Origin of the sequence: Streptomyces sp. TLI_185 (assembly GCF_003814765.1) — a bacterium.
Classification (GTDB): Bacteria; Actinomycetota; Actinomycetes; order Streptomycetales; family Streptomycetaceae; genus Streptomyces.
Genome location: NZ_RKRB01000001.1, coordinates 10,424,672 through 10,450,406 on the forward strand (window position 1 = coordinate 10,424,672; position 25,735 = coordinate 10,450,406).

At 67.0% G+C, this 25,735-nt stretch carries 17 protein-coding genes and 3 pseudogenes; 12 read left to right on the forward strand and 8 right to left on the reverse strand.

From position 1 onward, the window contains the following. Positions 1 to 83: 83 nt before the first annotated feature. Positions 84 to 1,313 carry a helix-turn-helix domain-containing protein gene (locus EDD92_RS48000; protein WP_123970123.1) on the reverse strand — a complete coding sequence of 410 codons (1,230 nt, stop codon included), beginning with the start codon at positions 1,311 to 1,313 and terminating at the stop codon, positions 84 to 86. Positions 1,314 to 2,301: 988 nt separating this feature from the next. Here EDD92_RS48000 and EDD92_RS48005 point away from each other — a divergent pair. The 4 genes from EDD92_RS48005 (at position 2,302) to EDD92_RS48025 (ending at position 7,824) form a co-directional block, all read left to right on the forward strand. Further along, entirely contained in the window at positions 2,302 to 3,540 is a 1,239-nt protein-coding gene (locus tag EDD92_RS48005; protein ID WP_123970124.1) for a pentapeptide repeat-containing protein, read from the forward strand. 312 nt (positions 3,541 to 3,852) lie between these two features. Then, positions 3,853 to 4,893, forward strand: coding sequence for a hypothetical protein (locus EDD92_RS48010; protein WP_123970125.1), 1,041 nt, complete (start codon positions 3,853 to 3,855; stop codon positions 4,891 to 4,893). A 627-nt stretch (positions 4,894 to 5,520) separates the two neighbouring features. After that, a complete protein-coding gene (locus tag EDD92_RS48015; RefSeq protein WP_123970126.1) occupies positions 5,521 to 6,960 on the forward strand; it encodes a hypothetical protein in 1,440 nt (479 codons plus the stop codon). A 567-nt stretch (positions 6,961 to 7,527) separates the two neighbouring features. Then, complete coding sequence (locus EDD92_RS48025; protein WP_221268225.1) at positions 7,528 to 7,824, forward strand: DUF6355 family natural product biosynthesis protein; 297 nt, start codon at positions 7,528 to 7,530, stop codon at positions 7,822 to 7,824. On the opposite strand, the gene EDD92_RS52650 is transcribed toward EDD92_RS48025, so the two are convergent. From EDD92_RS52650 to EDD92_RS48045, 4 genes and pseudogenes are all read right to left on the reverse strand, one after another. Beyond that, positions 7,825 to 8,346, reverse strand: a complete 522-nt coding sequence (locus tag EDD92_RS52650; RefSeq protein WP_399185566.1) for a transposase — start codon at positions 8,344 to 8,346, stop codon at positions 7,825 to 7,827. It lies immediately after the preceding gene. 170 nt (positions 8,347 to 8,516) lie between these two features. Next, the gene (locus EDD92_RS48035) at positions 8,517 to 9,653 is read right to left on the reverse strand and encodes a class I SAM-dependent methyltransferase (RefSeq protein WP_123970128.1); all 1,137 of its coding nucleotides are present in this window, start codon (positions 9,651 to 9,653) and stop codon (positions 8,517 to 8,519) included. 233 nt (positions 9,654 to 9,886) lie between these two features. Beyond that, positions 9,887 to 10,320 (reverse strand): annotated as a pseudogene (locus tag EDD92_RS48040) (class I SAM-dependent methyltransferase); the annotation flags it as partial. Between the two features lie 130 nt (positions 10,321 to 10,450). Continuing rightward, a complete protein-coding gene (locus EDD92_RS48045) occupies positions 10,451 to 10,657 on the reverse strand; it encodes a hypothetical protein (protein WP_123970129.1) in 207 nt (68 codons plus the stop codon). Between the two features lie 233 nt (positions 10,658 to 10,890). On the opposite strand from EDD92_RS48045, the gene EDD92_RS48050 reads away from it, so the two are divergent. Then, on the forward strand, positions 10,891 to 11,124 hold the full coding sequence (locus EDD92_RS48050) for a hypothetical protein (RefSeq protein ID WP_123970130.1): 234 nt from the start codon (positions 10,891 to 10,893) through the stop codon (positions 11,122 to 11,124). A gap of 9 nt (positions 11,125 to 11,133) precedes the next feature. Here EDD92_RS48050 and EDD92_RS48055 read toward each other — a convergent pair whose 3' ends face one another. Then, positions 11,134 to 12,675 (reverse strand): hypothetical protein, encoded by a 1,542-nt coding sequence (locus EDD92_RS48055; RefSeq protein ID WP_260327252.1) that lies wholly within the window; start codon positions 12,673 to 12,675, stop codon positions 11,134 to 11,136. A 271-nt stretch (positions 12,676 to 12,946) separates the two neighbouring features. Here EDD92_RS48055 and EDD92_RS48060 point away from each other — a divergent pair. Then, positions 12,947 to 13,410 (forward strand): annotated as a pseudogene (locus EDD92_RS48060) (leucine zipper domain-containing protein); the annotation flags it as partial. Positions 13,411 to 13,593: 183 nt separating this feature from the next. Here EDD92_RS48060 and EDD92_RS48065 read toward each other — a convergent pair. Then, positions 13,594 to 14,301, reverse strand: a complete 708-nt coding sequence (locus EDD92_RS48065; protein WP_123970132.1) for an NAD(P)-dependent oxidoreductase — start codon at positions 14,299 to 14,301, stop codon at positions 13,594 to 13,596. Between the two features lie 98 nt (positions 14,302 to 14,399). Between EDD92_RS48065 and EDD92_RS48070 the strand changes: the two genes are divergently transcribed. The 5 genes and pseudogenes from EDD92_RS48070 (at position 14,400) to EDD92_RS48090 (ending at position 20,124) form a co-directional block, all read left to right on the forward strand. Continuing rightward, positions 14,400 to 15,116, forward strand: a complete 717-nt coding sequence (locus tag EDD92_RS48070; protein WP_123970133.1) for a TetR/AcrR family transcriptional regulator — start codon at positions 14,400 to 14,402, stop codon at positions 15,114 to 15,116. A 145-nt stretch (positions 15,117 to 15,261) separates the two neighbouring features. Further along, on the forward strand, positions 15,262 to 16,506 hold the full coding sequence (locus EDD92_RS48075; RefSeq protein WP_123970886.1) for an IS701 family transposase: 1,245 nt from the start codon (positions 15,262 to 15,264) through the stop codon (positions 16,504 to 16,506). Between the two features lie 600 nt (positions 16,507 to 17,106). After that, positions 17,107 to 18,879, forward strand: a complete 1,773-nt coding sequence (locus tag EDD92_RS52655; RefSeq protein WP_399185568.1) for an NACHT domain-containing protein — start codon at positions 17,107 to 17,109, stop codon at positions 18,877 to 18,879. Positions 18,880 to 19,032: 153 nt separating this feature from the next. Beyond that, a pseudogene (locus tag EDD92_RS48085) lies at positions 19,033 to 19,911 on the forward strand (Ku protein); the annotation flags it as partial. Positions 19,912 to 19,944: 33 nt separating this feature from the next. After that, the gene (locus tag EDD92_RS48090) at positions 19,945 to 20,124 is read left to right on the forward strand and encodes a hypothetical protein (protein WP_123970136.1); all 180 of its coding nucleotides are present in this window, start codon (positions 19,945 to 19,947) and stop codon (positions 20,122 to 20,124) included. A 401-nt stretch (positions 20,125 to 20,525) separates the two neighbouring features. On the opposite strand, the gene EDD92_RS48095 is transcribed toward EDD92_RS48090, so the two are convergent. Further along, on the reverse strand, positions 20,526 to 21,668 hold the full coding sequence (locus tag EDD92_RS48095) for a pentapeptide repeat-containing protein (RefSeq protein WP_123970137.1): 1,143 nt from the start codon (positions 21,666 to 21,668) through the stop codon (positions 20,526 to 20,528). Positions 21,669 to 22,069: 401 nt separating this feature from the next. Here EDD92_RS48095 and EDD92_RS48100 point away from each other — a divergent pair, with 401 nt between their 5' ends. Further along, entirely contained in the window at positions 22,070 to 25,597 is a 3,528-nt protein-coding gene (locus EDD92_RS48100) for an NB-ARC domain-containing protein (protein WP_123970138.1), read from the forward strand. The last annotated feature ends 138 nt before the right edge of the window (positions 25,598 to 25,735 follow it).

Genomic DNA, 25,735 nt, shown 5'->3' on the forward strand with positions numbered 1-25,735 from the left:
AGGCCTTGCACCTGCATCTCCCCGCAGGAAGCGGGGCGTCTTGCCTTGGCCCACCAACGCAGCGCCAGACGCCCCGAATGTGGTCAGCGGCCGCTCCAGTGGGTGACGCCGGGTATGGGGGCGGCGAGGCATCGGCGGAGGGGCGATGGCTGGGTGGCGCGGGTCGGGCCGAGTGCGTCTTTGAAGGCGGTGAGGAGTTCTTCGACGCGTGTGCTCGCCGGCGGGGGGCTGTCGGCGGGTGTCTTGGCGGGTGGCGGCTGGGGGGCTGGCTCGGTGGGTGTGGTGGGGTGTGCTGCGGCTTCGGCTTCCCATAGCGGTAAGTAGTAGGCGGGTTCGCCGTCGAGGAGCTGCACGAGGCGCTGGACGTCTTCCCAGTCGCCGGTGGCGGTGCCCTCGAGCAGGCCGGCGATGTGGTCTTGGTCGAGTTGGTTGCCACTGGTGACGGCGATGGCCCAGGGGGTGGGGCTGCCGGCGCGCAGGTGCAGGAAGCGCAGGGCGGAGGCGAGGGAGGCGGGTCGGGGCTGGCTGTCGCGTCGGGCGTTGGAGGCTTCCCAGACCCGGCGCAGTACTTCCGGGTCGGCGCCGCAGATGCGGGCGAGTAGGGCTGCGTTCTTCCAGGCCGGGAAGCGTTCGCCGGACATCAGCCTGGAGAGGTAGCTGGCGGACAGGCCGGTGCGGCTGGCGAGGGTTCTGAGGCTGAAGCCGGAGGCGCGCTGGAGGCTGCTGAGGACGGTGGCCAGATCCTGTCCGGCGAGGTAGGGCAGGGGCGCTGGGCCGGCCGAGGGCGGGGCGGCGGGGGATGCGCGGTCCGCGCCGTCGTCGCTGCTGTCGGGGCCGGCGGGCGGAGCCGGGGGGCTCACGGGCGGGTCCGGGAGGACGGTGCGCGGGGAGGGGGGGCTGCGGCGGGCGGGCACCGGCCACTTCTTGCGTGCGGTGTCCTTGCTCATGCCGAGCAGGGCACCGATCCGGTCCCAGGAGGCGCCGCGCTGTTTGGTTCTGGCCACCATGTGCGGCGTGAGGTGCTCGGCGAGCACCTGCAGGCGCACCATCTGCTCCAGCGGCGCGGACGCCGGAGTTTCCGGCTGGTCGAGAGCGTCCAGAATGCTCCGGGCGGCCTGGGCGATCTGGCTCAGCTGGATGCGCAGAGCCTGGTCGAACTGCTCGGTGTCCGGCGGCTTTTCCGCAGCCTGACGCAGCCGGTACGCCGCCTGGCGGCACTTGGTGCTGCAGTATTCGCCCGGCCGGCCGGTGGCTTGAAGACGTCGCTGCCCGCCGCAATGTTTGCAGGTGGGCTGCGAAAAAGTGTTCCCCATCGTGGCGTTTTCCCTTTACCGGTGACTTTCCCGGGCGACGAAAGGGGGTTCGTCGCCCGGGATTTGTGACGGAGAGCGGTATGAGTGCATCCGTTTCGTCTCGCGGATGCCGACAGATCACGCTGCAGGCCGAGGGGACATCAGCCCGCAGCTCATCAGGTCACAGGGGGCTCTCCGCGCCGGGTCCGCCAGGCGATAAACGCCCAGACTGCCGTCGCGACCAGGGAGGTTGCCAGCTCCATGAGGTCGGGGGAGTTGGGCACGACCAGAAGCACCGGGGGGGGCGGCGGTCACCGGGATATGCGGTGCCGGGAGGCTGTTGCCGGGTGTTGCCTCGGTGTTGACGGGCGTGTCGCCCAGGACGGCAGCTTTGTTATGGTCATGCGCGGACCGACGCCTAAGGCGTTTGATCCCGCGCTCGACGGGGGATCCAGACAAGGGCTTCTCCTAGATCGAGTTGCTGTGGAGTGCGAACCCGGGTCCTGAGAAAGCGCGGGTTCGCGCTCCGTGACTGTAGTGACACCCTTTGCCCCGCGCCATTCGGTCAAATGCCCCCAAGTGCAGGACAACGTGGGATTGATCGGACACTTTCGTCGAGGGCGCACGGGCAATCAGCTTGCTTTTCGGATCTCTTTCCGAAAACGGTCCTCGCGCCTGTCGAGATCTTGGTATTTCTCCCCTCGGTAGCCCCCCTGACCTGCACTGACGTAAATCCCCGCAATGCCACGTAACTTGACCCAGAGTCAGGCGTGCGCCGGTCCTGCCCGCCCCGCGCACACACCCCCTCCCAGCCGGAGACCGGCAGGACGCCGACGCAGACGAGGACTGGCACCGGTATCGGCTCCCGAACTCATCGATATTGATCACGGGGACGTACCGCAGGCGCCTTCCGAAGTCGCTGGCGAAGGACTCCCGTTCTCGCGTCACAGGCAGCTCATAGGCGGCGTGGCGTCGGACAGCACCCGGCACTGTCGGATGTCATGGAGGGGTGAGGAGCAGCTTTGGCACCGGCCGTTTGAGGCGGATTGCGCATCGCCGGACAGACAAGCAGGTGCGGCGCAGAACCCGCGGCCCTGGTCGGCACGGCAACAGCGGCATGGGCCGGGCGGAGCGGATGGGTTTGCTGGTAGCGGCCATGCCGGGCTTGACTGCACTGGTCGCACTCTTGTTCACGTGGATGTCGGTCGACCAGTCGCGGACTGAGCTGCGGATCGCTGAGCAGGGCCAGATCACTAACCGCTTCACTGCCGCAATCAACAATCTCGGCTCGGACTCCGAGGATGTGCGCCTGGGCGGGATTTACGCCCTGCAGCGCATCATGCTGGACTCCGCACGCGACCAGCCCACGATCGTCATGGTGCTGACGGCGTATGCGCGTCGGCATGCCCGGGTGCCGGCCAGCGGCTTCGCCAAGGAGCGGCAGGAGGTAATTGAGCAGAGCCTGGAATCCCCAGTCAAGCTCGAGGCTGATGTACAGGCCGTTCTGAGTGTGCTGGCCGATCGTTCAGCCGACCATGACGAGCGAGCGATCCTGGATCTCAGGCACACGGATCTCCGTGGAGCCGAGGTGTTTACACGGCGCAAAACACCCGAACACGGTGCAGCGTTCCGTGCTGCCGGCTTCGACGAAGCGGATCTCCGGCACTCAACGTTCGACGGCGTAGACCTGCGCCACGCCTCCTTCCTCCGTTCGAACCTTGCAGCAGCACGCTTCGACTACGTGGACTTGTCCGACGCCTCGATGGAGGAGGCGGATCTGACGAACACAATCATCTGGGACGCCAACCTGACGAGAGCGGATCTCAACTACGCGAAACTTCATGAAGCCCAGCTGGACTCGGCCGTCAATCTCACAAAGGCGACCCTCCTGACGGCGGATCTCACCGGTGCATACCTAGATGACGCAAACCTGAGCAACGCTGCTCTTATTGGAGCGAATCTGAAGGGCGCGTCCCTGACTGGTGCGAAGCTGCACGGTGCGCGACTGAGCAACGTGGACCAAGAGTCGCTGGCACGCGAGTTCGGCTGGTACATCGACAAAAACGGCAGCCTGGCAAAGGCGGACCTTACAGGGGCAGACCTGACGAACGCGGACCTGCGTGGCGTGGACCTCACCGAAGCAACCCTTGTCGACGCAGACTTGCGAGGCGCCAAGCTCGCCGGCGTGAAGCTGACTCGGGCCAAGCTTGACGGTGTACGGGGTTTGCCGGCATCACTCCGCCCTTAACAGCCTCGGCCGAACCCCGTAGCTGGGAGTCCGCCAGGGAGAAGTGCCAGCCGTACCGCTCCTGCAGCAGTTTCTCCGATGCCTCCAGCGGTCGACAACATGAACACTGCTACCAACCCTGCATCCTCCTGGCTCTCCCCGGGGCGGCCCGTCTGGAAGCCTGCTCTGCTGCCGAGGTTCAGCCGTAGGGCCTGGCGCATGCCGCGCGCGTGGTCGTTCCAAGTACTGGAGAGAGTCGGCGCCTACGGTCCCCGCCCATAAAACGAAGAACCCGGAGCGCCGGGCGCCTGCTGGCGCGTCTAATGAACGTTTGTGACCGAACAGCCTTCCTCCGCCTTGTGGCGCTTCGTCAAGGACGATGACCCCAGCGCGCTCACGCTCATCGTGGACACGCCCAAGGGAGCGCATCTGCGCCGCATCCCGCCCGCCCTGCCCCTGCCGTCCCATGTCGATCACGGAACCGGTGCAGAAGCGGCGGTCCACACCGCCGCGGCCACGTGGGGCATGCCCGACTTCGTCTTCCAGCAGGCGGAGCACGCGGCCAAGGGGTCGGGCCAGCGGGAGCTGGGCGACTGTCTGCTCCTGGCCGGCGGGCGCGGCGCGGCCGTACAGGTGAAGGCCCGCACCATCCCGCCCAAGCCGGCCACTCAGGAAGCGCGCTGGATCCAGAAGGTGGCGGCCAAGGCTATGAGCCAGGCCAAGGGAACCATTCGCCAACTGAGCATGGTGCCTGCGGACATGGTCAACGGCCGCGGCCGGTTCCTGAGCGTCGACGCCAACGCCTACGAGTGGATTGCGGTGTTCCTGCTGGACCACCCGCACGTCCCGGACGCGACGGTGGTCACCTGGCCGCCGGTCGGCCTGCCCGCCATCGCCCTTACCCGCCGCGACTGGGATTTCCTCTTCGACCAGTTGCGCTCGACCACCGCCGTGCTCGACTACCTCTTCCGCGCTGCCGCCGACCCCGTGATCCCACTCGGCCAGGAACCATTGCGCTACTACGAGTTCGCCGCGGCAGACGCCGAAGCATCGCCAGCCGAGGTCGACACCGGTCTGGTCGGCCCTGGCGGCACACTGTTCTCCGCACCATTGCTGCCACAAGTCCCGGCCGCCCGTGCCCTGCGACAGGCAGCACCGGTACTGGAGCTGCCGGAAGACGACACCATCGAGTTCACCCAGCTCGCCACGCGCATGGAAACCGAGGCCACCAACGGCTCTCCCGATCCCGGCAGGCTTCAGCGCTGGGGAGCCTCCATCATCGGCATCCTCAACTCGCCTGTCATCAGCGGTGCGTTGGGAAGCGTGCTCGCCACGTACACGGGGACGGTACTCCCGGGCCTACCGGCTGGCTGATACCGCTGAACTGCGTCCTGACGCCGACGCCACGGGCCCGGGGGAGTGAAGGCATCCCCGGGGCCCGTGGCGTGTGGAGTCGTGCTGTTTCAACGATGGCGGGACGCTGTGGTCACGCCTCGGGCTGTGAGGGCTCCGGAGGCCTGAGCTGTGAACGAGATAGGCCCGAAGAGTCCCCAACGACATGCTTTGAAGTCAATCTACCTGTTCGATGGCATAGTTCGCTTCTATGCTTTCGGAGTCGTCACTTGTGCTGCGTACTCACTGAAGGAGCAAGCTATGACAAAGGGCGCTTCCTCTCCAGCCCGGACGACCTTCACGATGCGAAGGGACGGAGCCGTTCAAGGTGCCCGAGTTGACAGGTCGTCGGACACGTATCAGCTGCTCCAGTACGACACATCCGGTGTGTTCCATGCGCTGTCGGCGAGCGGTGATTCCTGGTCGGAGAGCGTTCTCGAGCTACGACCGCGCGGGCGACGACTGACAGTCTCCCGCAGCGGCCAGGGTGACGGGACAACACAAACCGACACGTATGTCTTGGGGCCGGTAGTCGCAGTGGACGGCGGTTTCGCAAGGGTCGCCACGGGTATCCGGGGCACGATCGCTGCCGCGCAAACCCTCGGATCAGTGCAGAGCGTCACCACCAAAACCGAGACAGGGCATCACCTGCAAGTCGACACGGAGCGCGACGCCAGCGGGAACGTCGTGCAGACGACCTATACGGAGCACTGGAAGGCCGACGGCGTCACGCACCACACCGTCGATGTCCAGGACGCTCAGAGCAACCCGATCCGCGAGTCTCGGGAAACCTGGGACTACCAACAGCAACCGGACAACACCTACATCTACAACCACCGCACCACCAGCAACGTTTTCACCGATGCTGGTGAACTCCACACGGAGTCGACGGAGACCACGTCATACGACACGATGCACAGGGCGACGACCACGATCGATACCAAGCAGGATCTTCTGGGCGGCGACACCTTCACCACCACCACGACCATCAACGGCGCCGACCGGGAAACCGTTGGAAAGATCGAGCACGACGATCAGTCCTGGGTAGAAATCACTCAGTCGGCGCACGGTAATACCGTGGAGCAACACACCACCGGCTTCGATGCTCAGGGCCAGGAACTCATCAAGTCGGACAGCACAGCGTGGTCTAGTTCCGAATCCGACGGCACCCGAACCGGCAGCGAGACAACGTGGACCAACGCCAGCGGCGAGAGCGTCACCCAGCGGCAGGAAGAGTTCAACGGGACCGACGGCACCTACAGCCGAAATTGGGAAACCAACCAGACCGACACCAACGGCGACACGACCACGACACGGGGTTGGACAGTAGCGGACGCGGACCACAATGAAACGACCTGGGTCAGAGAAGCTCCTGACGGCAGTTCGACGGTCTCGACCACAAAGGTCGACGGCGAGGGCAAGGGCACCGAGACGGTGACGGAAGTTGACAAGGAAGGCAACCCCACAAGCGAAACCACGCGGCCTGTCACGAAGGATGATGGCGCGGGAGAGAGCAGCCTGCCAGCGGGTAACGACAGCGACTTCCCCGAGCCCAGCCATCCTCGGCCGGGCCTGGGCCTGATCACTACCATTGACGACGGTACGTCCGGAACAGATTTCCCGCCCGAATGGGGGATCGCCAAGGCGGCGACAGCCGGCGGCCCCCGCGATAGCGCCTCCGTCTCGCCGTACCTGACCAACCTCACCGGCCAGGGGACAATCGCCAATGCCCACGTGGGACGCCTTGGTTGGGAGTCCGGCCCCTCCCAACCCGGCCTGGACTGGGACTCGGTCGAAACCCGCGTGGGGGTCGCCGATGCAATCCGCGCCACTATCGCGGCCGCAAGCAGCCAGGGATGGCTGACCAGCAACCGATTCGACAGCCGGGAGGTCGCCTTCCACTCGATCAGCACGGACGGCGACGCGCCCTGGGGGGAACTGACGACGCCCGAAGGAATCATCTCCACAAGTGCGCGCATCGGAGCTGAGGTTCTGCAGCTTCAATCCGTGCGCAGCCTCGAGTCCGGAAAGGACTTCAACCTCGGCTGACCCTGCGCAGCAATCCCGCGGCCTTGGCGTCGATGCTGCACAGACGCTTGGCGGCCATCCACAGCGCACAGCCCCGGTGGTGAGATCCATGAGCTGACGCGCGCCACGGGCCCCGGAGAGAAGAGCATCCCCGGGGCCCGGTATATGGAGTCGCGCTGTTCAACGATGCCGCGATCCTGCGATCACGGTCGTCTCAGGCATCGGCTCTCAGAGCCGCCGCCGGGCATCACGCTGCCCATGCCAGACCGAGGTTCGCCAACTGCTGGAGCTTGTCGGCGGCCAGTTTCGCGCGCCTCGACTTCGTGTTCGACAGGAATACCCCGAGCTTCACAAAGTGCTCCTGGCCATCGACCGTGATCGTCTCTTTATGCCCTCGTGGGACCGTGACGGATCCGGTGCGGGCCGCGTTCAGTTCCTGTTTTCGAAGGTCCGTAGAGCGCTGCCCAGGTCAGGATCCGAACGGAGGAGTTCGCCTGCGCATCCGGTCCGCCCGTAGCAGCCAGCTGTGATTCAGCCAGGTCGAAGCCTTTAGTTCATGTGTTTCGCTGTATGGGTACATCCCTCCTCATGCGTACACGACGACTTCTTCCTCTCGCCCTGACCGCGCTTTTACTGGGTGTTACCGCTCCGGTGGCTACGGCTGCGCCCGCGCTTGCGGCAGCCCCTGCAGCGGATCCCTGCGGGTATTTCACCAAGAACTTCCTGGCCTTCTACAACCACTGCACCACTGACGGTTCCATCATCCAGATCAAGATCGACCGGATCAATGAGTGGGACACCAAGCACTGTGTCCGCCCCGGCATCACTCAACTCGGTACCACTTCGCAGATCCGCAACGCTTGGTACACCGGGAAGCTCTGCTGATCAGCCTGCCTCGGACTGCCTAGGCTCCACCTGATGCAGGCAGTACACGCACTTCGACTCTGAGTCGACGCGGCCCATGCACCGTCGGCAGTCGCCGCGTTCACGCACCGGTCCCCGGCCGTCGGCGCAGCCGGGGCAGGTCATCACCGGCTGCCGGAAGCCGAAGCTGACCACCCACCCCTCGCCTTGTGCGGTGTCACGCGCCAGCTGTGAGACCTCGGAGGCGGAGCGCGCGTCTTCGTCGTCGCCGGTCTCCACCGCCTGTCGACGGTCAAACAATTTGGTCCGGCTCCCGTTGCGGGAGTTGCCGCTGCCCCGGCCGCCGGCATCGTGCTTCTCGTAGCCGAGGTGATCGGTGATCTCACCTTCCAGGGCAGATTCCAGGACCCGCTTGGTCAACTGCTGCAGCAGTCCACCCTGCCCGGTCAGCTGCAGCCCCTCCGACCGGGCCCGCTCCACCAGCATCGCGACCAGTTGCTCGTCGGACACTGGCCCAGGCTGCCCAGGCGGGGCACTCTCCACAGGTTCCACGGTCTCCAACTCCACGGCGGTGTCAGTCACTTGACGTCTCTCCCATGATCGTCAGATCCGCCGTTAGATTTACACTCCCGTGAGCGCGGCGAAGTCACCCACGGGATGTGCTCACCTGGTGAACCGGGAGGCTGGATGCCGTTGCGTGGTCCGGGTGCCGGTCATGGTGCCGGGATCAGACGCCAGAGGGACGTGGTCTCGGTCCTTCGCGCTGTGTGGAGTGGGTCGGCAGCGTCCTTGGAGCGTGGGTGCCGGGGTTTGGTATCGACCTTGTCCACAACGCGAAGTTGTGCTGCCTGGATAGCGTCGAGCAGCTGCTGACGTGTCCGGAGGCCCAGGTGCTCTGCCAGGTCGGACAAGATGAGCCAGCCCTCCCCGCCTGGTCGGAGGTGGGTGGGCAGTCCGGCGAGGAAGCTGTGGAGCATGGTGCTGTCCGGGTCGTAGACGCCTTGTTCGATGGGGCCGGTCGGACGGGCGGGGAGCCAGGGCGGGTTGCAGACGATGAGGTCGGCGCGGCCTTCGGGGAACAGGCCGGGGCCCGACACCTGGATACGGTCGGTCAACGTTAGCCGGTGGACGTTCTCCTTGGCGCAGGCCAGGGCACGTGGGCTGATGTCGGTGGCCACGACGTGCTTGATTCCGCGGTGGGCCAGGACCGCAGCGAGGACGCCCGTTCCCGTGCCGAGGTCGAATGCCGTACTGCTGGCGGGACTGTGCCGGGTCGCCGGCGGCAGTGGCGTGTGGGCGACCAGGTCAACGTACTCACCTCTGACAGGTGCGAACACGCCGTAGTGGGGGTGGATGCGAGTCCCGAGCGCTGGCACATCGATCCCTTTCAGGCGCCACTGGTGAGCGCCGATCACTCCCAACAGTTCCCGCAGAGAGACCGCCATGGGCCCCTTTGAGGGGCCATAAGCTTCCAGACACGCCTGGCGGACGTCGGGCGCCCGGCGCAACGTCAAGGTGTAGTCGTCGTCCAACAGCACCAGGAGCTTTCCGAGGACACGGGCGCGGTGACTGCTACTGCGTCGGTGCAGGTGGAAGTTCTCGCTCGGGGACGTGCTGGACCTGGGCGGCTTGCGGTCGATGCGGCGGCCCATCGCCTGCAGGAGTTGCCGGGCGTTGTGGAAGTCGCCTCGCCAGAGCAGGGCCGTTCCTTCGCACGCCTGTCGGTAGGCGTCGTTGGCCTTCAGCCGGTCGTCGGCGACGACGGTTCGCTGGGGAAGAGGGGCGGCGTTCTCGGAATGCCAGCGGGCGGACTGGCGGGTGTGGTTTTCGGTCCAGTAGATGGTGGACACCACGTACTCCTCGTGGTCGAACGTGCAGGGGCACGAAGAGCACTTCGACGAGGAGCAGACTGAACCCACGCCTGTCTATCGGACAGGCGTGTGCGTTCAGGCAGGTGGCCGTTACCGCTCTCGCGTCGAAGCGCGAGAGCGGACGTCCCAGACAACCATGCCGAGCATCAGGGTCAGCCCTTTCCGAGGAGTGGCAGAAGGCTCGCACAGGTGCTGCTCGGCTGGCAAAAACCGACAGCGCTGTCCGAGTCGTTCCACCACAGGGCGAGTGCGCCGCCGGGGTGCAGTACGCGGAGAGCTTCCGGTACGGACTTGTGCGGGTCGGTCCAGTGCCAGGCCTGGGCATAGGTGAGGACGTCGATGGACTTTGAAGCCAGTGGCAGGTTGTTGCCGTCACCGAGCACGACGGGGACGCCGGGCAGCGTGAGGCGGAACTGGGAGGCCTGCGGGGCCGGGCTCGACCGCGATGACTCGGGCACCGCGGGCGTGGAGGAGGGCGGGTCGCCAGTCCCGTGCCAGCGCCGATGTCCGCGACACGGGCGCCCTTTAAGCGGCGGTCGGCGAGTTCCTCGACCGCATCGAGCAGGGCGGTCGGATACGCAGGACGGTTCGCAGCATAGCTGGCGGCGGCCTTGTCGAAGGAGCGGCCCTGGGAAGTGATCGTCATTCGACCATCCTCCGCGGTCCGAATCGGCCTGGCACAGCATTTGACGCTGCTTCCCCGGCACCGCGTCACGAGTGCCGCAACGGCTTCCCTCGCTTCGTACGGTGGCGGCATGGGAACGGACGTGCTCCGGCTACGGCTGGTCGTAGCCGCGGACGATGACACCAGGCCCCCTGTTCTGCCGTGGGTGCGGCGGTCCGCTGATGCCGGCGGTGAAGGCGGCGGCGGTGTTCTGTTCGTGGGCCTGCCGCTCGCGGCACTGGCGCCGGATGCGGCGCACGAGAGCATGGCCCGAGGCGGTCCAGGCCGCCCGGACGGCGAACTGTGTGGAGTGCGGCACGGGTTGGACGGTCGGGCTGGAACATACTGCCTCGGCACGGTACTGCTCTCCCGCTGCCGCAGACGTGCATGGCACCGGCGGCACAAGGAAAAGAGCGGGGTGTGAGACCGCGTGTTACATCGGGCCGCAACCGTTCCACGCGCCGTAGTGTGCGATCTGGCAGGCGGCCGGAGTGCGCCAGGTGACGGATGTTCGCGGCGAGTTGACGGCATGAAGAATGCCGCGCCGGGCTCGTGGGGGCCCACGCCGAAGCCCGCATCCATTGGGCCTTCATCACCCTCATGTCCCGCCGACCGGCCCGCCCCGCCGCGCCGCCAGACCGAGGCATTGCCGACCACCCTCGCAGCCGCCTGAAGATCAGCGCGCTGCTGCTGCCGTTCGGAACGGCGACCATCGACGCCCAACCGAACGGCAAGCGGGATCACTACCACCCTTCACGCCCTGTGACCTGCGAAAAGATGATGTGACACAGCTTCTCAGCGGCCGCCCTGCGCCCGCGATCTCCGCGCCGCCAGGAACACCAGCGCGCCGCCCATCACCAGCAGGACGGCGGTGCCCGCCCGCAGCAGGACTCCGTCCGCGCCTGTGGCGGCGAGCCCGCCGCCAGTCGTCGTCCCGCTCCCGCTTCCCGCCCCGGAGACGGATGGGCTCGCAGCGGCCGACGGGGACGCGGAGGCGCTGGGCGACGGACTGGACGTCGCCGAGCCGGTGGCCTTCACCGCGATCGCCGCGGTGTCGTTCGCCACGTCGTCGTCACGATTGGGGTACTCGGGGTTCTCCACCGCCCGCACGCTGCCCCGCGCGCCGGGGACGACCCGGTCGATCCGCACCGTGAACTCCTGGGTCACCGCGTCGCCCGGCCGGAAGTCGGTGCTGCCGATGTCGCAGGTGTAGCTCTTCGCGCCGGCTTTGCCCGGTGTGCAGTTCCACAGCGGCCCGGGGTCGCCCTGCTCGCCTGGGCCGGGGACGCCGGTGATGGTGGTGCCGGCGGGCGGGGTCACCACGAACGTGCCGGAGTTGTCGGCGTCCATCCACCGGAAGCCCATCCGGCCCGGCCCGTTGTTCCGCACGCCCACGGTGATGCTCACCGTCTCGCCGACCTTGCCCTCGACCGTGTCACCGAGCGCCTGGTAGTCGGCGCGCTGGGTGGTGGCAAAGGTGCCGTACCCGGAGCCGGTGAATCCCGAGCCAGCGGCGACGGATTTCAGGCCGAGCGGCGCGCCGGTGCCGGTCTCGGGGAAGTTGGACGGGTCGAAGGAGTCGGGCGCGGTGCCGCCGACCGGCCACACGACGTAGGTGTTGTAGCCGTACATCGTGTCCTTGGAGGCGGTGTAGCGCAGCGGCGCGTCCGTCTTGTAGGCCGCGCCGGGCGCGACCGGGGTGTTGAATCGGCACCAGGCGCCGGCGTCGGGCCCGTCCGAGTAGTGGCAGTTGGAGTGGTCACGGGCGAGAGAGACGCCGTCTGAGTCCTGCACCAGCAGCATGACGCCCTTGTCGGCGGGGGCTGTGCCGGTGTTGGCGAAGGCCGGGGTGCGCTTGAAGACGGCGCCGGGCGCGATGCCCTTCAGCGCCGGGTAGGGCCGGCTCACGAGCTTCGGCCCGCCGACCAGGACGTCCGTCTTCCCCGTCACGGTAGCCGCGTCGGAGGCGGTGGCGGTGTAGGTGATGGCACCGGTGTCGCCCGCCTTGGCGGCCACGGTGGGCTTCAGGAAGAACGGGTCGATCGACTCTTTGCCCGACAGCGGGCCCACGTCGCACCTCACCTTCAGGGTGCCGGTGCTCACGCAGTCCCCCGTGACCACCATCGTGGCCTTCCCGGCGAGGGACGACGCGTCGACCGCGACCGAGACGTCATGGGCGTCCCCGCCCGAGGCGGTGATGCCGAGGTCCAGGATCGGGCCCTCGCCCTCGGTGGGGAGGTAGTAGTTCTCCTGGGCGTCCAGGACGAGCGTCGTTCCGGCGGCGTGCGCTGCCGGGGATGCGAACGCCAGGGCGGCAGTCGCGAAAGCGGCGGCCACCGCTGTCCGATACGTTCTGCGTAGTGTCAGCACACTACGTGGACACGCCAAAACACCGGAAGGTTGCGCCCGAGCGGCCGTCAGCTGACGGACAGGGGTCGCTCTGGGAACCTCTGCAGAGCCCCCGAACCAGCGACAGCCGCCGTGCGAGAGTACCTTGCTCCAGCTGGCCCGCCCCGCTGACCTCACAACGAGGTGTCCTTGAACGGGGCGAGGGCCTCTGGGTTTGGTGTGGATTGCGAAGTCTGCACCGACCGTCAGGAGGCCCTCGTTGTTCCACCGTAACGCCCCACTGACACCGACCGGCAGGCTGCGTCTGGCCCGGTGTGTCGTCGAGGACGGCTGGCCGCTGCGGCGGCCGCGGAACGCTTCCAGGTCAGCCACACCACCGCCGCCCGATGGGCCAGCCGCTACCGCCGACACGGGGCCGACGCCAAGCACGACCGCTCCAGCCGCCCGCACCACCAGCCCGGCCGCACCCCGGCCGCCATCGAGGAGCAGGTCGTGCGCCTGCGCCGCGAACACCGCATCGGACCGGTGCGACTGGCCGCCCGATGCAACATCGCCGCCTCCACCGCCCACCGCATCCTGCACCGTCACGGCCTGCCCGCCCTGGCCGCCACCGACCGGGCCACCGGCGAACCGATACGCCGCTACGAACGCGCCCGCCCCGGCGAACTGCTCCACATCGACGTCAAGAAACTCGGCCGCATCCCCGACGGGGGCGGCCACAAAGCACCCCCGGCTGGTACGGACGGCTGAGTCGCGGCCTTCGAAACTCACTCCAGGAGCGTAGGGGCCGACACGGCTTCAAAGAAGGGGTTCAAGATTCCCGGAGGCCGGGTTGACTCAGATGGACGTCGCCCTTGCCCGTGGGGGAGGTCATGACCTCCCCCACGGGGATGTGGGCTGCGGCTGTCAGTAGCCGATGGTGAAGCGGCGCTGGACGAAGCGAGGCAGCTCCGCCTCGTCGATCAAGGCGACGGCCGCGTCCTCCACCGAGATGCGGCTGCGGCCGTCAGCGTCCAGGACCGGCTGGTCTCCGCCGATCCTGAAGCGACCGGTGCGCTCGCCGGGACCGATCTCTTCTGCGGGGCTGAAGTAGGTCCACAGCCGGTTCGAGGTTCGCAGGACGTTCAGGGCGTCGCGGTGACCACGTACCGCTGCGCCGTATTCGCGGGGTAGTCCAAGCTCGTCGAGGGCGGCATGGAGCAGCTCGTCGGAGTCTGCGCGCACCACGCCCGGTTCGACTTCGAGGCTTCCGGCCCCGCCGATCACGATGAGCCGGGTCCGTGGGTGGCTCTCCAGAGCCTTCAGCAGGGCCCGTGCCGCCGTGGCGTAGACGGTGGGGTCGGCGATCGAGCGCCGGACGGTGTCCGCGAAGTCCTTGGCCGCGTTGCCCGGCTGGAATCCGCTGATCAGGACGTCGAGTCCGGACAGGGCGCCGGCGACGCTGTTCGGGTCCAGGACGTCGACGCTCGTCCAGGTGATGTTGTCCCGACGCTCCTCGTGTTGCGCCTGAGCAGCGTCACGGCTGAACGCCTTGACGTGGTGGCCCCGTTCGAGGGCCTCGGCGACGACCCTGCCGCCGATGGTGCCCGTGGCTCCGATGACTCCGATGTGCATGGTTCTCCCCTGTGCATGCAGACGTGGGACGCCACCAGAGGTGACGCCGTGAAGAAACTATACGCCGTGAAGTAAATTGACGCTGTAGAGTTCCTGTTGTGACAGTCACGGGAAGCAAGGGAAGACGCGAGCGGCTACGGGCCGAGACCACGGCCGAAATCAAGAAGGTGGCCCTCGCCTTGATGGCCTCGGGCGGCCCGGACGCCATCACACTGCGGGCCATCGCCCGCGAGATGGGCATGACCGCCAACGCGATCTATGGCTACTTCGCGACCCGGGACGACCTGGTCACCACGCTCATCAACGACGTGTACACCGCCCTGGCCGACGCCGTGGACGCCGCCTGGGAGGCCACCCCCGCCACGGATCCCGCCATCCGCATCACAGCATGGGCCACCGCTTTCCGGACCTGGGCCGTGGTGAACCCCCAGGGCTTCCGGCTCATCTACGGCGACCCCGTCCCCGGCTACCACGCCCCCGAAGGCGGCCCCGCCCCAGATGCCGCACGCCGGGTCTGTACCGGACTCACCGCCCTCGCGGCAGCCGCATGGCCGCACACCCAGCATCTCTACGAGGACAGCGCCTTCGGCTGGTCCGACTTCGACCCGGGGCTCCTCGACAAGGTGCGGCCCGCATTCCCCGACTTGCCGCCCGCAGCCGTCGCCCTGGCCCTGCGTATCTGGGGTCACCTGCACGGCTTGGTGTCACTGGAGGTCTACGGCCACATGCACACCCAGACCACCAGCCCGGAGAAGCTCTTCGAGGAGGAACTCGCCCAGCTCGTGCAGATGCTGGGCGTCCCGCGCCCGAGTTGAACGCCCCGAAGCACCATCAGGCTCCCGGAACTACAGAATTGGGCATGCCCAAAGCGTGAGGGTGGAGACGTCCGTAGAGCTCTTAGTACTCCAGTCAGAAATCGTGTCCTGAGCTGGCTCTTCTCGTTGTCCGGTCGTGGAGGGGATTACTGAAGTCGAGGGCTGGGCTGAGGAGTTGGAGTCCGTCTTCGCTCGGGTGGCGGGCCGGTTCGGTCGTGCGGATCTGCGGTGGCGGATGCGGGACTACGTCCGCGGCCTGCTGGCGCCGGTGGGCCGCAAGAACGGCTGGCAACTGGCCGAGTGTGCCGGACATCGTGACCCTGCTGGGCTGCAGCACCTGCTCAACGGTGCCCGCTGGGACGCCGATGCCGTTCGAGACGACCTGCGCGAATACGTCGGACAACAGCTCGGCCCGAACGGCGTGCTGATCATCGATGACACCGGGTTCATCAAGAAGGGCACCACGTCGGCCGGGGTGTCGCGGCAGTACACCGGCACGTCCGGAAAGATCGACAACTGCCAGATCGGTGTCTTCGCGGCCTACGCCACCGGCCATGGCAGAGCCCTCGTCGACCGCGAGCTATACCTGCCCAAGTCCTGGACCAAGGATCAAGAGCGGTGCCGGGAAGCGAAGATCCCCGACGAGCGCACCTTCGCGACCAAGGGCGAGCTGGCCAAGGGCCTGGTCCGCCGCTGCATCGCCGCGGGTCTGCCCGCCGCCTGGGTGACTGCCGATGAAGCCTACGGACAGGACTGGTCCTTCCGCCGCCTGCTCGAACAACTAGACGTCGGCCATGTCGTGGCGGTGCCGAAGTCCCAGCAGATCAAGTCCCTGGCGGGCTTCTGGCGCATCGACCAGCTCATCGAGGAAGCACCCGCCGACGCCTGGCAAACCCTCTCCTGCGGCGACGGAGCCAAGGGCCCGCGAGTCTACGACTGGGCCGCGGCCAAACTGCCCGCCAACATCATCTTCGACCCGGACCCACCCACCCATCACCGCTGGGTGATGGCCCGACGCAGCCTGTCCGATCCCAGCGAGCTCGCCTACTACCTCGCATACGCACCCGTCGGCGTCGAGATCGCCGAACTGGCTCGCGTTGCCGGCTCACGCTGGGCCATCGAAGAGTGCTTCCAGGCCGCGAAGAACCAATGTGGCCTGGACGAATACGAGGTCCGACGCTACCTGGGCTGGTATCGCCACATCACCTTGGCCATGCTCGCCCACGCCTTCCTTGCTGTCCTCGCAGCCCGGGCCCTGGACACCGCAAGGGGGGCAGCAGAAACGACACCACCAACCTCATCCCCCTCACCGTGGCAGAGATCCGGCGCCTACTGGACACTCTCCTGCCGCACCCCAGACCCCACCAGGACCGACAACTGCACGCACTGAATTGGTCCCACTGGCGCAGACACCACCAAGCCATTGCCCGCCGCTGCCACTACCGAAGAAGAACCAGCTCAGGACATGATTTCTGACTGGAGTACTAAGCAAGGAATATTCGCTGGTCAAAGGCCCTGTCTGCTAGCTTCCCCGCCGTGCTTGAGGCAGATGTAGATTGATTGAACTATCAGCCTGCGTGAATCGCACCCGTGCAGGGCCGGACATACGCCATCATGTCCAACTGTGAGACACGGGGGTCGCGGCCGGGGGCCGCAACGTGCAGGCCAGATCTACCTGTTGCTACTGCTGGGAGGCCTGGTAGCAGCACTGGGGCTTGCTCGAGAGTTTGATCTAGGAGTTTCGGCCACGGCTGTGTCAGTGGTACTCGGCCTCGCTCCTTCATATCTGGCCTGGGCGGCATATCGCGCCGACCGGAATGAGGCTGATCCTGTAAATATCAGCGAGATAGTGAACGCTCTTGCCCAGGCTGTGAGAACTCAATGGGATTGCGAAGCAGAAATCCACAGGGTAAACGATCCTTACCCTCTTCCGGTTTCCTGGCGGGCCGCCGACACGAGTTTGGCAGAAGAGTGGCCGCTCTTGGTGGACATGGCCCGAACGTGGCCCGGTGGCCCTCCCGGGGATCCCGCGCTTTGGCCCTCGGACGCCGCTTACATTGCAGGGCGGGATGTAGAAATCGGCAATGTTTTCTGGACGAAGATTCCGACACGACGCCTGGTGATTCTCGGAGAACCAGGCGCCGGCAAGAGCGTGCTGATGATCCGGCTATTACAAGATCTCATCGCGCGTCGACCGGACGGAGGCCCTGTGCCCGTGATCTTCTCTATGGCCTCTTGGAACCCGGATCAGCCAATGAGAGTCTGGATGGCTGAACATCTGCGTCGCACCCATCCGGGCCTCAGATCGAAAACTCCATCGTCCATCGCTCTCACAGAGGCAGTTGGTAATGGGTTCGGCGATATGGCGACCTATCTAGTCAATGCGGGTCTCATCCTGCCTCTGTTTGACGGTTTCGATGAGTTGCCCCCTTCTCGACATGCCGCCGCTCTCGATAAGTTGAACCGTCTGCCCGCTACGCAACACTTGGTACTTGCCAGTCGCACCGGCCCCTACCGTATAGCCCTCAACCGGCCGGATTCGACCGTCCGCCTCAACGGGGCAGCTGCCATTCATCTGCTTCCCGTTGATGCCCAGGAGGCCGCGTACTACCTACAGCGGGATGCCGGGGGCCGGCATACTTCCGCGGCCCATCGATGGGACGCTGTCGTCTCGCGTCTTGGCACAGCAAGCCCGGTTGCACAAGCACTCTCCACCCCGTTGGGTCTGTTCCTGGCTCGTAGTATTTACAACCCCAGGGCCGGCGGACGCGGTGGATCAATGTCGACGCCCCATCCGCGCGAATTGTGCGATGTCGCTACTTTGCCTGACCGATCGGCTGTCGTCACACACCTCTTCCGAGCCTTTATCCCTGCCGCCTACACTCACGACCAGCCCGACCCGCCAGCGTGGTCCCCCCCAGAAGCCCGTCGCATACTGGCCTTCTTGGCAGTGCATTTGGAAGCCAACCGGCATGGTGCCACGGACCTTGCATGGTGGGACCTTCCATACGCCGTCTCCGTATCCTCTCATCGCAGATATTTCCGAATCGTATCCGGCTTCCTTCTTGGATCTGTACTCGGATTGGCAACTGGAATTGATTACGGATTTGAGGGTGGGCTGACTGTCGGAATTCCAGCCGTCATCGCATTCTCTCGCTTGCCCTCGGATTCGCGTCATCAAGCATCGCGGGTTATCCCGGGATTTCGGTTGAGCTGGTCGCCCGCACGGTTCTTTGAGGGACTCGCGGGTGGGATTTTTTTCGGGTTCACACTAGGGCTTGCGGGTATAATGGAGGGTATCGGGACATGGCTGCGGTTCGGGGCAGTTATTGGCCTAGTGCTCGGGATTCCCCTTGGATGCGTGGCCGGGCTTACTCCTTTGACACCGGATCTGTCGTCACTTGTAGGGCCAGCAACCTTGTTGTCATCCGACCGTCGTGTGACGATGCTTAAATTCGGGATCGCCCTAGCGCCCCTCTTCGGAATAGTGCTCGCTACCGGAGCTTCCGGAGTGGCATTTGGGATTAGCTTCGGAGTGTTGATGGGACTGGCCTTTGCGCTTGAGGAGTCAGCCTCACTGCAATTCGAGTTGGCTCGGATTTATCTCGCAATGCGTGGCGAATTGCCGTTCCGGCTGATGGCTTTCCTCAAAGACGCCCATGAGCAGCGAGGCGTGCTACGGCAGTCGGGGGCGGTATACCAATTCAGGCACGTCGAGTTGCAACGTCATCTCGCCGCTCAGATGCCGGGGTCTGGGATGTGAGCATGGATCCTCCGAGTAGCGATCCGTCCTCGGTAGTTGATCCAGACAAAGGTGCCCACCAAGGCGAGGAGGGATACGACCGAGGCATGGGCATTGGCGAGCGCGGCATGACATTCGGAACCAGCCGCACCCCGCAGCCTTGGTTCAGATAAGGTCACGGTACCTATCCATGGTGCGTCCGCTACCGAGAACCACTCGATCCAGTTCCACCAGTACCACCTGGAGGACATGGGCCGGGTGCGGGTGCGGAAGGTGTGCGAGCTGGAGGACCGGGAGGTCTCCCAGTCGGAGATCGTCGAGGGCTACGAGTACGCCAAGGACGAGGTGGTGGCGATCTCGGATGCGGAGCTGCGGGAGCTGCCGCTGCCGACGGCGAAGGCCATCGAGATCCAGGCCTTCGTGCCACTGGAGTCGATCGATCCGATCCGCATTGCCGAGGGCTACTACCTGGTGCCGGACGGGCAGGTGGCGGCGAAGCCGTACAAGTTGCTGCGTCAGGCCCTGGGCAGGTCGTCGAAGGTGGCGATCGCCAAGTACGCCTGGTCGGGCCGGGAACGCCTGGGCCTGCTACGGGTGCGCGAAGACGCGATCGTCTTGCATGCGATGCGCTGGCCGGACGAGGTCCGTGATCCGGCCGCCGTCGACCCGCCCAGCGAGAAGGTGACGGAGGAGGAGATCGAGGGGGCGCTCGCCCTCATCCACGGCATGACCCGGGAGGACCTCGGGGGCCCCGAGTTCACCACCGATGCCTACACCGAAGCCATGGCGAAGATCATCGAGGCGAAGCGGGAAGAGAAGCCGCTCCCTGAAGCCCAGGAGCCCGAGCAGCCGGGCCAGGTCCTCGATCTCATGGCCGCCCTGACCGAGTCCGTCCAGCAGGCCAAGGCCTCCCGCGGCGAGGGCGCCGACGTCCACGCACTGCCGAAGAAGAAGGCCGCCGCCAAGAAGGCGGCGAAGAAGCAGCCGGCCAAGAAGACGACGGCGAAGAAGACCACGAAGAAGACGGCGGCACGCAGGCCCCGCAGCGCCTGATGCCACCCCACCCGGCGATGCGGCGAGACACTGGTGCTGCGCTCCCGCCCCGCGGCCCCCGAGCCGGGGCGGGAGCGCACGGCGATCGCCGACTCGGACACGACAGTGAAGATCACGATTCCGGCCGCGGCGTACGTGATGAGCACGACCGCCACCGGCGGCACGCGGTACCACCACGGCGTCCCCGTCTGGCCGCCGTTCCCCCTCGACTGATCCATAGCGGGAGTATCTCAGCCGCTCCGTGACCGCCGTACGGTGCCGGCCTGCGCCATCTCGTGCGCCCAGCCGGGGTCGGGTGCGCTTCCCGTGTGGTGCGTCGGCGGGGCCGCCGCACCCGGTCGCCGTCAGTGCGGCGGTGACGTCAGGCGGAGGACGTCGGCGGGGGAGAGGTCGGGGCGGGCTGCTGGTACCGGGTACTGGCTGCGTACGCGAGAACGGGAGGCGTTTGTAGCGACTTCAGGAGTCACTCTGGGGCCCACCGCATGATCAATGTCGATGAGTTTGGGAGTCACTGCGGACTTCCTCGCGAGCCAAGTGTGGCCGCCGCTCCCTGCCCCCCCCCGGATCGTTTTCCCTTGCTCCGCTCACGCTAGAAGCGACCCTCGTGGGTCGCGTCAAGCCCTTGACGGATACCACTCAGACGGCAGGCTCACCCCGGACGGCAGATGCGACCCGCCCGGCGGAACAAGGCCAATCGGCGCCACACCGCCTGCGTTGCGGAAGTCGACCGTGCCGCCGGAGAACTCCGCCCCGCTGAAGCTGACCTCGCCGCTGCGGAACCTCGCCCCCTCGTAGCTGAGTGTGCCGCTGAAGTCGACCCTGCTGCCGGAGAACTGCGCCCGGCTGAAGTCGACCTCGCTGCCGGAGAACCGCGTTCGGCGGAAGTCGACCGTGCCACCGGAGAACTGCGCGCCACGGAAGTCGACCGTACCGCCGGAGAACCGCGCCGAGCTGAAGTCGACCGTACCGCCGGAGAACCGCGCCGAGCTGAAGTCGACCGTGCCACCGGAGAACTGCGCGCCACGGAAGTCGACCGTACCGCTGGAGAACTGCGCGCCACGGAAGTCGACCGTGCCACCGGAGAGGTTCACCGCCGAGAGGTCGCCACCGTCGAATGTGACCGCTGTGAGGTCGAAGTCGTGGCCCTGCCAGGAGTGCGGGTGTTCGGGTTCCAGGCGGAGGTGGTCGCGGATAAGGCGGATGACCGTGTGCCGTACTTCCCGCAGGGCCAGGTAGCCGTGCCGGGCCTCCGCATCGTCCGTCGGCAGGTCGGCGTCGGCGCTGTGGGGCAGACGGAGGTAGGCGCACAGGACATCGATGCAAGTCTGGCGCAGGCCGGAGGTGGGGGCATCGTCGGCGAGGCCGGCCAAGGCGTGCACTCCGCCGAGGCGGACCGCGGCAGATTCCTCGCCGAGCTGAGTGACAGCGGTGGTGAAACGCTCGGTGTGCAGGCGGGTGGCCTCGCGCAGTGCGCCATCCTCGTCGACACGCTGGCGTCGGTAGCCGTTGACCAGGGCGACCAGGGCGCCGACGCCGGCGGCCACTCCGAAGGACAGCTTCACAAGGTCGAACAGCGTCTGCGAGCCGATGTGCTGTTCGTGTGCCAGCCCTTGGACGCCGAGCAGCTTCCAACCGGCGATGAATGCCGCGGAAGATGTGGCGAGCGCCGCGGCGATGGTCAGGACGAGGACTCTGCGGACCGGCCACAGCCGCAGGCCACGCCGCTCGGCCCCGTGCCGGGGCAGCTGTGCGTTCACATTTCCTCAACAGTGAAGGCCTGCTGCCAGTTGCGGTCCTTTGCCGGGTTTCTTAAGCAGATCCCCCCAGGGGACAACAGGCCGTTTTTTCCGCCGTCCCACGAGCCGCATGTCCTCTGATTCGCTGGCCGTAGCGCGGGTGCCTCCCGTTCTTGCGCACCTCGCCTATCCGCATGGATGTGCGACTCTCTAACTCTCGTCGAAACGACGCCGCTACTCATGTACAGAGCCACGGGTACGTATTCCACCCCTGCGGTATTCCCCTGCGGGGGAGTGTCGGATCGCTCCGTTCGTCAGTACGACGGGTCGGCCCGGCAGTAGCCTCCTGTGACGGTGTGTGAGGTATTGGGGGGCTCGTGGCCGGGAGTCGGTGGCCGGGACTAGCTGCGTCGGCCGTGATCATGGCGGTGGTCAGTGCGGTGACGTCGTTGGCGGAGAACGCGGCCACCGGTCAGGACCGGTGGCCGGGTCCGCTCGACCAGGTTCGACGGCACGCGTGGATCGTCCTGGGCGTGGGTCTCGCGCTGGCCCTGCTGCTGGCCTTGTATACGCTGTTCCACGAGGTCAAGTCTTCGTCGACGGCCGAGGACCCACCACCGCCAGCGCCCCCGGAGATACCGCGGTGGGTGGTCGACCGTGCACAGGTCCGGCAGGTGGCGGCTGAGCTGGGCCGCCGACGGCGGTTGCGGTCGGTCGGAATCACGGCTACGGCCGGACTGCACGGTGCGGGGGGCTTCGGAAAGACCACGCTCGCGGAGATGGTCTGGGCCGACCGACGGGTCCAGCGCCGCTTCCGTGGGCGGATCTACCGGGTCACCCTCGGGTTAGACGTGCGCAGCCGGTCGGAGGTCACCGCCAAGGTGGCCGAGGCAACCCGGTTCATCACCGGAGACACCACGGTCTTCGACGACCCGGACCTGGCTGGCGCGCACTTGGGCCGACTGCTCGACGCCCGCCCGTCCATCCTCCTGATCCTGGACGACGTGTGGAGCACCGAGCAGCTCGCGCCGTTTCTGGCCGGCGGCGCTAAGTGCCGCCGGTTGATCACCACGCGGCTGCCGGATTTGCTTCCGGGCGGCGCGTACCCGGTGAGGGTCGACGAGATGTCGGCCGCCCAAGCGCGGCAGGTCCTCGCCTTCGGCCTGACCGACAACCTGCCAGAGGACACCGTGCTCGGTCTGCTGCGAGCGACCGGACGCTGGCCGCTGCTGCTCCGCATCTGCAACCAGTACGTGCACCGTCGCATCGACACCGGGATGACGGCCCCCGCCGCATCCGCCGAGATCCTAGGAAAACTGCGCCGCGACGGGCCGGCCGGGTTGGATCCCGCAGTCCCAGTAGATCTCAATGATCCACGCGCCCGGCAGACTGCGGTGACCGCAGCGGTCGAGGCAGGCGCCGCGCTGCTGCCGCCCGGCGGATTCGAGCGCTTCACCGAACTGGGCATCTTCGCCGAGGACGAGTCCATCCCCATCGATCTCATCATCGTGCTCTGGCAGGCGACCGGGTCGCTGCACCCAGAGCGATCCAGAGACCTGTGCTTCGTCCTCGCTGGCTTGTCCCTGCTGGAGCTGGACTCGGCCCACGGAGGGCGCGTGCGCCTGCACGACGTCATCCGGGAGCTCCTGCGCAGCCGCCTGGGCAATGGGGGCGTGCAGCGCATAAATGGTGCGCTGGTCGACGCCGTTGCCGTGGGCCTGCCCCTGGCCGACCCGCAGCCGGGTGGAGGCAGCGGGCCGGTGCACGCGTGGTGGCAGCACCCCGACCGCTACCTCGCCGACCACCTCGTGGCTCATCACCTGGACGCCGGACGCGACCGTGAGGCCGAGGTCCTCGCACTCGACCTGCGGTGGATTGAGCATCGTCTGATCGAGGGCGGGCCGACCGCGCCCCTGGCCGATATGAGCCAGCTCGCCTCCAACCTGGCTCGGCAGGCAGCCAACGACTTCACCCAGAGTGCCCATCTTCTTGCACCGATCACTCCAGCTCATGCCCTGGGTGCCGTCCTTCGCAGCCGCCTCGCCGGTTATGACGCCTGGCGTTCACAGGCGGGGGCGAGACCGTCCGCCCACCCAGCACTCCACAACCGCTGGCCGTTGCCTGACACGCCAGACCCCGCGCAGATCCGAGTGCTGGACGCCCACGACGGTCCGGTGCTCGCGGTGGCGTTCTCCCCTGATGGCACCTGGCTCGCCACTGGCGGCAGCGCGGGCACGGTGCGGATCTGGGACGCTGCCACCGGACGGACCACCGCCACCTTGACCGGCCGCACCGGCATGCGCTCTGAGGTGGACTCGCTGGCGATCTCCCTGGACGGTACCTGGCTCGCCGCCGGTGACGGTTACACAGTGCGGATCTGGGACGTGGCCAGCGGGCGGACCACGGCCACATTGACCGCCCGCTGGAATACGTGGTGGGACGCGGTAGCGATCTCTCCGGACGGTACCTGGCTCGCCACCGGCGGCCGCGACGGCAGGGTGCGGATTTGGGAGGTGGCCAGCGGGCGGACCAGGGCCACCCTGACCGGCCACGTCGGCCCGGTGTACGTGGTGGCGATCTCCCCGGACGGCACATGGCTCGCCACGGGTGCTGGGGGCGACGACGGCACGGTGCGGATTTGGGAGGTGGCCAGCGGGCGGACCAGGGCCACCCTGACCGGCCACGTCGGCCCGGTGTACGCGGTGGCGATCTCTCCGGACGGTACCTGGCTCGCCACGGGTGCTGGGGGCGACGACGGCAGGGTGCGGATTTGGGACACGATCAGCGGGCGGACCAGGGCCACCCTGACCGGCGACGTCGGCTCGGTGCTCGCGGTGGCGATCTCTCCGGACGGTACCTGGCTCGCCACGGGTGCTGGGGGCGACGACGGCAGGGTGCGGATTTGGGACACGATCAGCGGGCGGACCAGGGCCACCCTGACCGGCCACGTCGGCCCGGTACGCACGGTGGCGATCTCTCCGGACGGTACCCGGCTCGCCACCGGCGGCCACGACGGCAGGGTGCGGATTTGGGACGTGGCCAGCGGGCGGACCACCTCTGTCATGACCGCCGGCAGCTACACCGGTTTGGTGTGCGCAGTGGCAGTCTCCGCAGACGGCATGTGGCTCGCTGCTGGCTGCGGCGACGGCACGGTGCGGGTTTGGGACGCGAGCAGTGGGCAAACCAGGGCCACCCTGACCGGCCACCTCGGCTCGGTGCTCGCGGTGGCGATCTCTCCGGACGGCACGTGGCTCGCCACCTGCGGCGGCGACGGCACGGTGTGGATTTGGGACGTGGCCAGCGGGCGGACCACCGCCAACCTGACGGGCCACGTCGGTCCGGTACGCACGGTGGTGATCTCCCCGGATGGCACATGGATCGCCACCGGCGCCGGCATCACGGTGCGGATATGGGACGCTGCCACCGGACGGGCCACCGCCACCCTGACCGGCGACACGAGCTTGGTGACCGCGGTGGCGATCTCTCCGGACGGCACGTGGCTCGCCACCTGCGCCGGCGGCCGCGACGGCAGGGTGTGGATTTGGGACGTGGCCAGCGGGCGGACCATCGCCACGCTGGACGGCCATACCGCCGGGGTGACCGCGGTGGCGATCTCTCCGGACGGCACATGGATCGCCGCCAGCGGCACCGACGGCAGGGTGTGGATTTGGGACGTGGCCAGCGGGCGGACCATCGCCACGCTGGACGGCCATACCGCCGGGGTGACCGCGGTGGCGATCTCTCCGGACGGCACATGGATCGCCACCTGCGGCGGCGACCACACGGTGCTGATCTGGGATCGCCTTTCAGGAGATCTGGTCACCGCTATGCGCACTGATGGGATGCTGCGTGCGCTGGAATGGATGCCCAGCGGCGACGGCTTGGCAGCAGCAGGGGCCCTTGGTCTCTACCTGTATGACTTCGACCCTGGCACTCAACCGACCAATTGAATTTCACCGGACGGCGGAATTCTCCCCCCACTTACCGAAACAAAGGGATTTCGTTGTTCGTGAGATCCACCTGGATAGCTGGTACCAGGCACGTATTCCAGGGCTGCGGTATTCCTACGCCAGCAGGGCCCTTTGGCG

What these genes read in the sequence shown, in the direction of transcription:
- EDD92_RS48000 (WP_123970123.1), bottom strand. Translation starts at nt 1,313, where the DNA reads ATGGGGAACACTTTTTCGCAGCCCACCTGCAAACATTGCGGCGGGCAG.
- EDD92_RS48025 (WP_221268225.1), top strand. Translation starts at nt 7,528, where the DNA reads ATGCGTACACGACGACTTCTTCCTCTCGCCCTGACCGCGCTTTTACTG.
- EDD92_RS48065 (WP_123970132.1), bottom strand. Translation starts at nt 14,301, where the DNA reads ATGCACATCGGAGTCATCGGAGCCACGGGCACCATCGGCGGCAGGGTC.
- EDD92_RS52655 (WP_399185568.1), top strand. Translation starts at nt 17,107, where the DNA reads ATGGCCCGAACGTGGCCCGGTGGCCCTCCCGGGGATCCCGCGCTTTGG.
- EDD92_RS48100 (WP_123970138.1), top strand. Translation starts at nt 22,070, where the DNA reads ATGGCGGTGGTCAGTGCGGTGACGTCGTTGGCGGAGAACGCGGCCACC.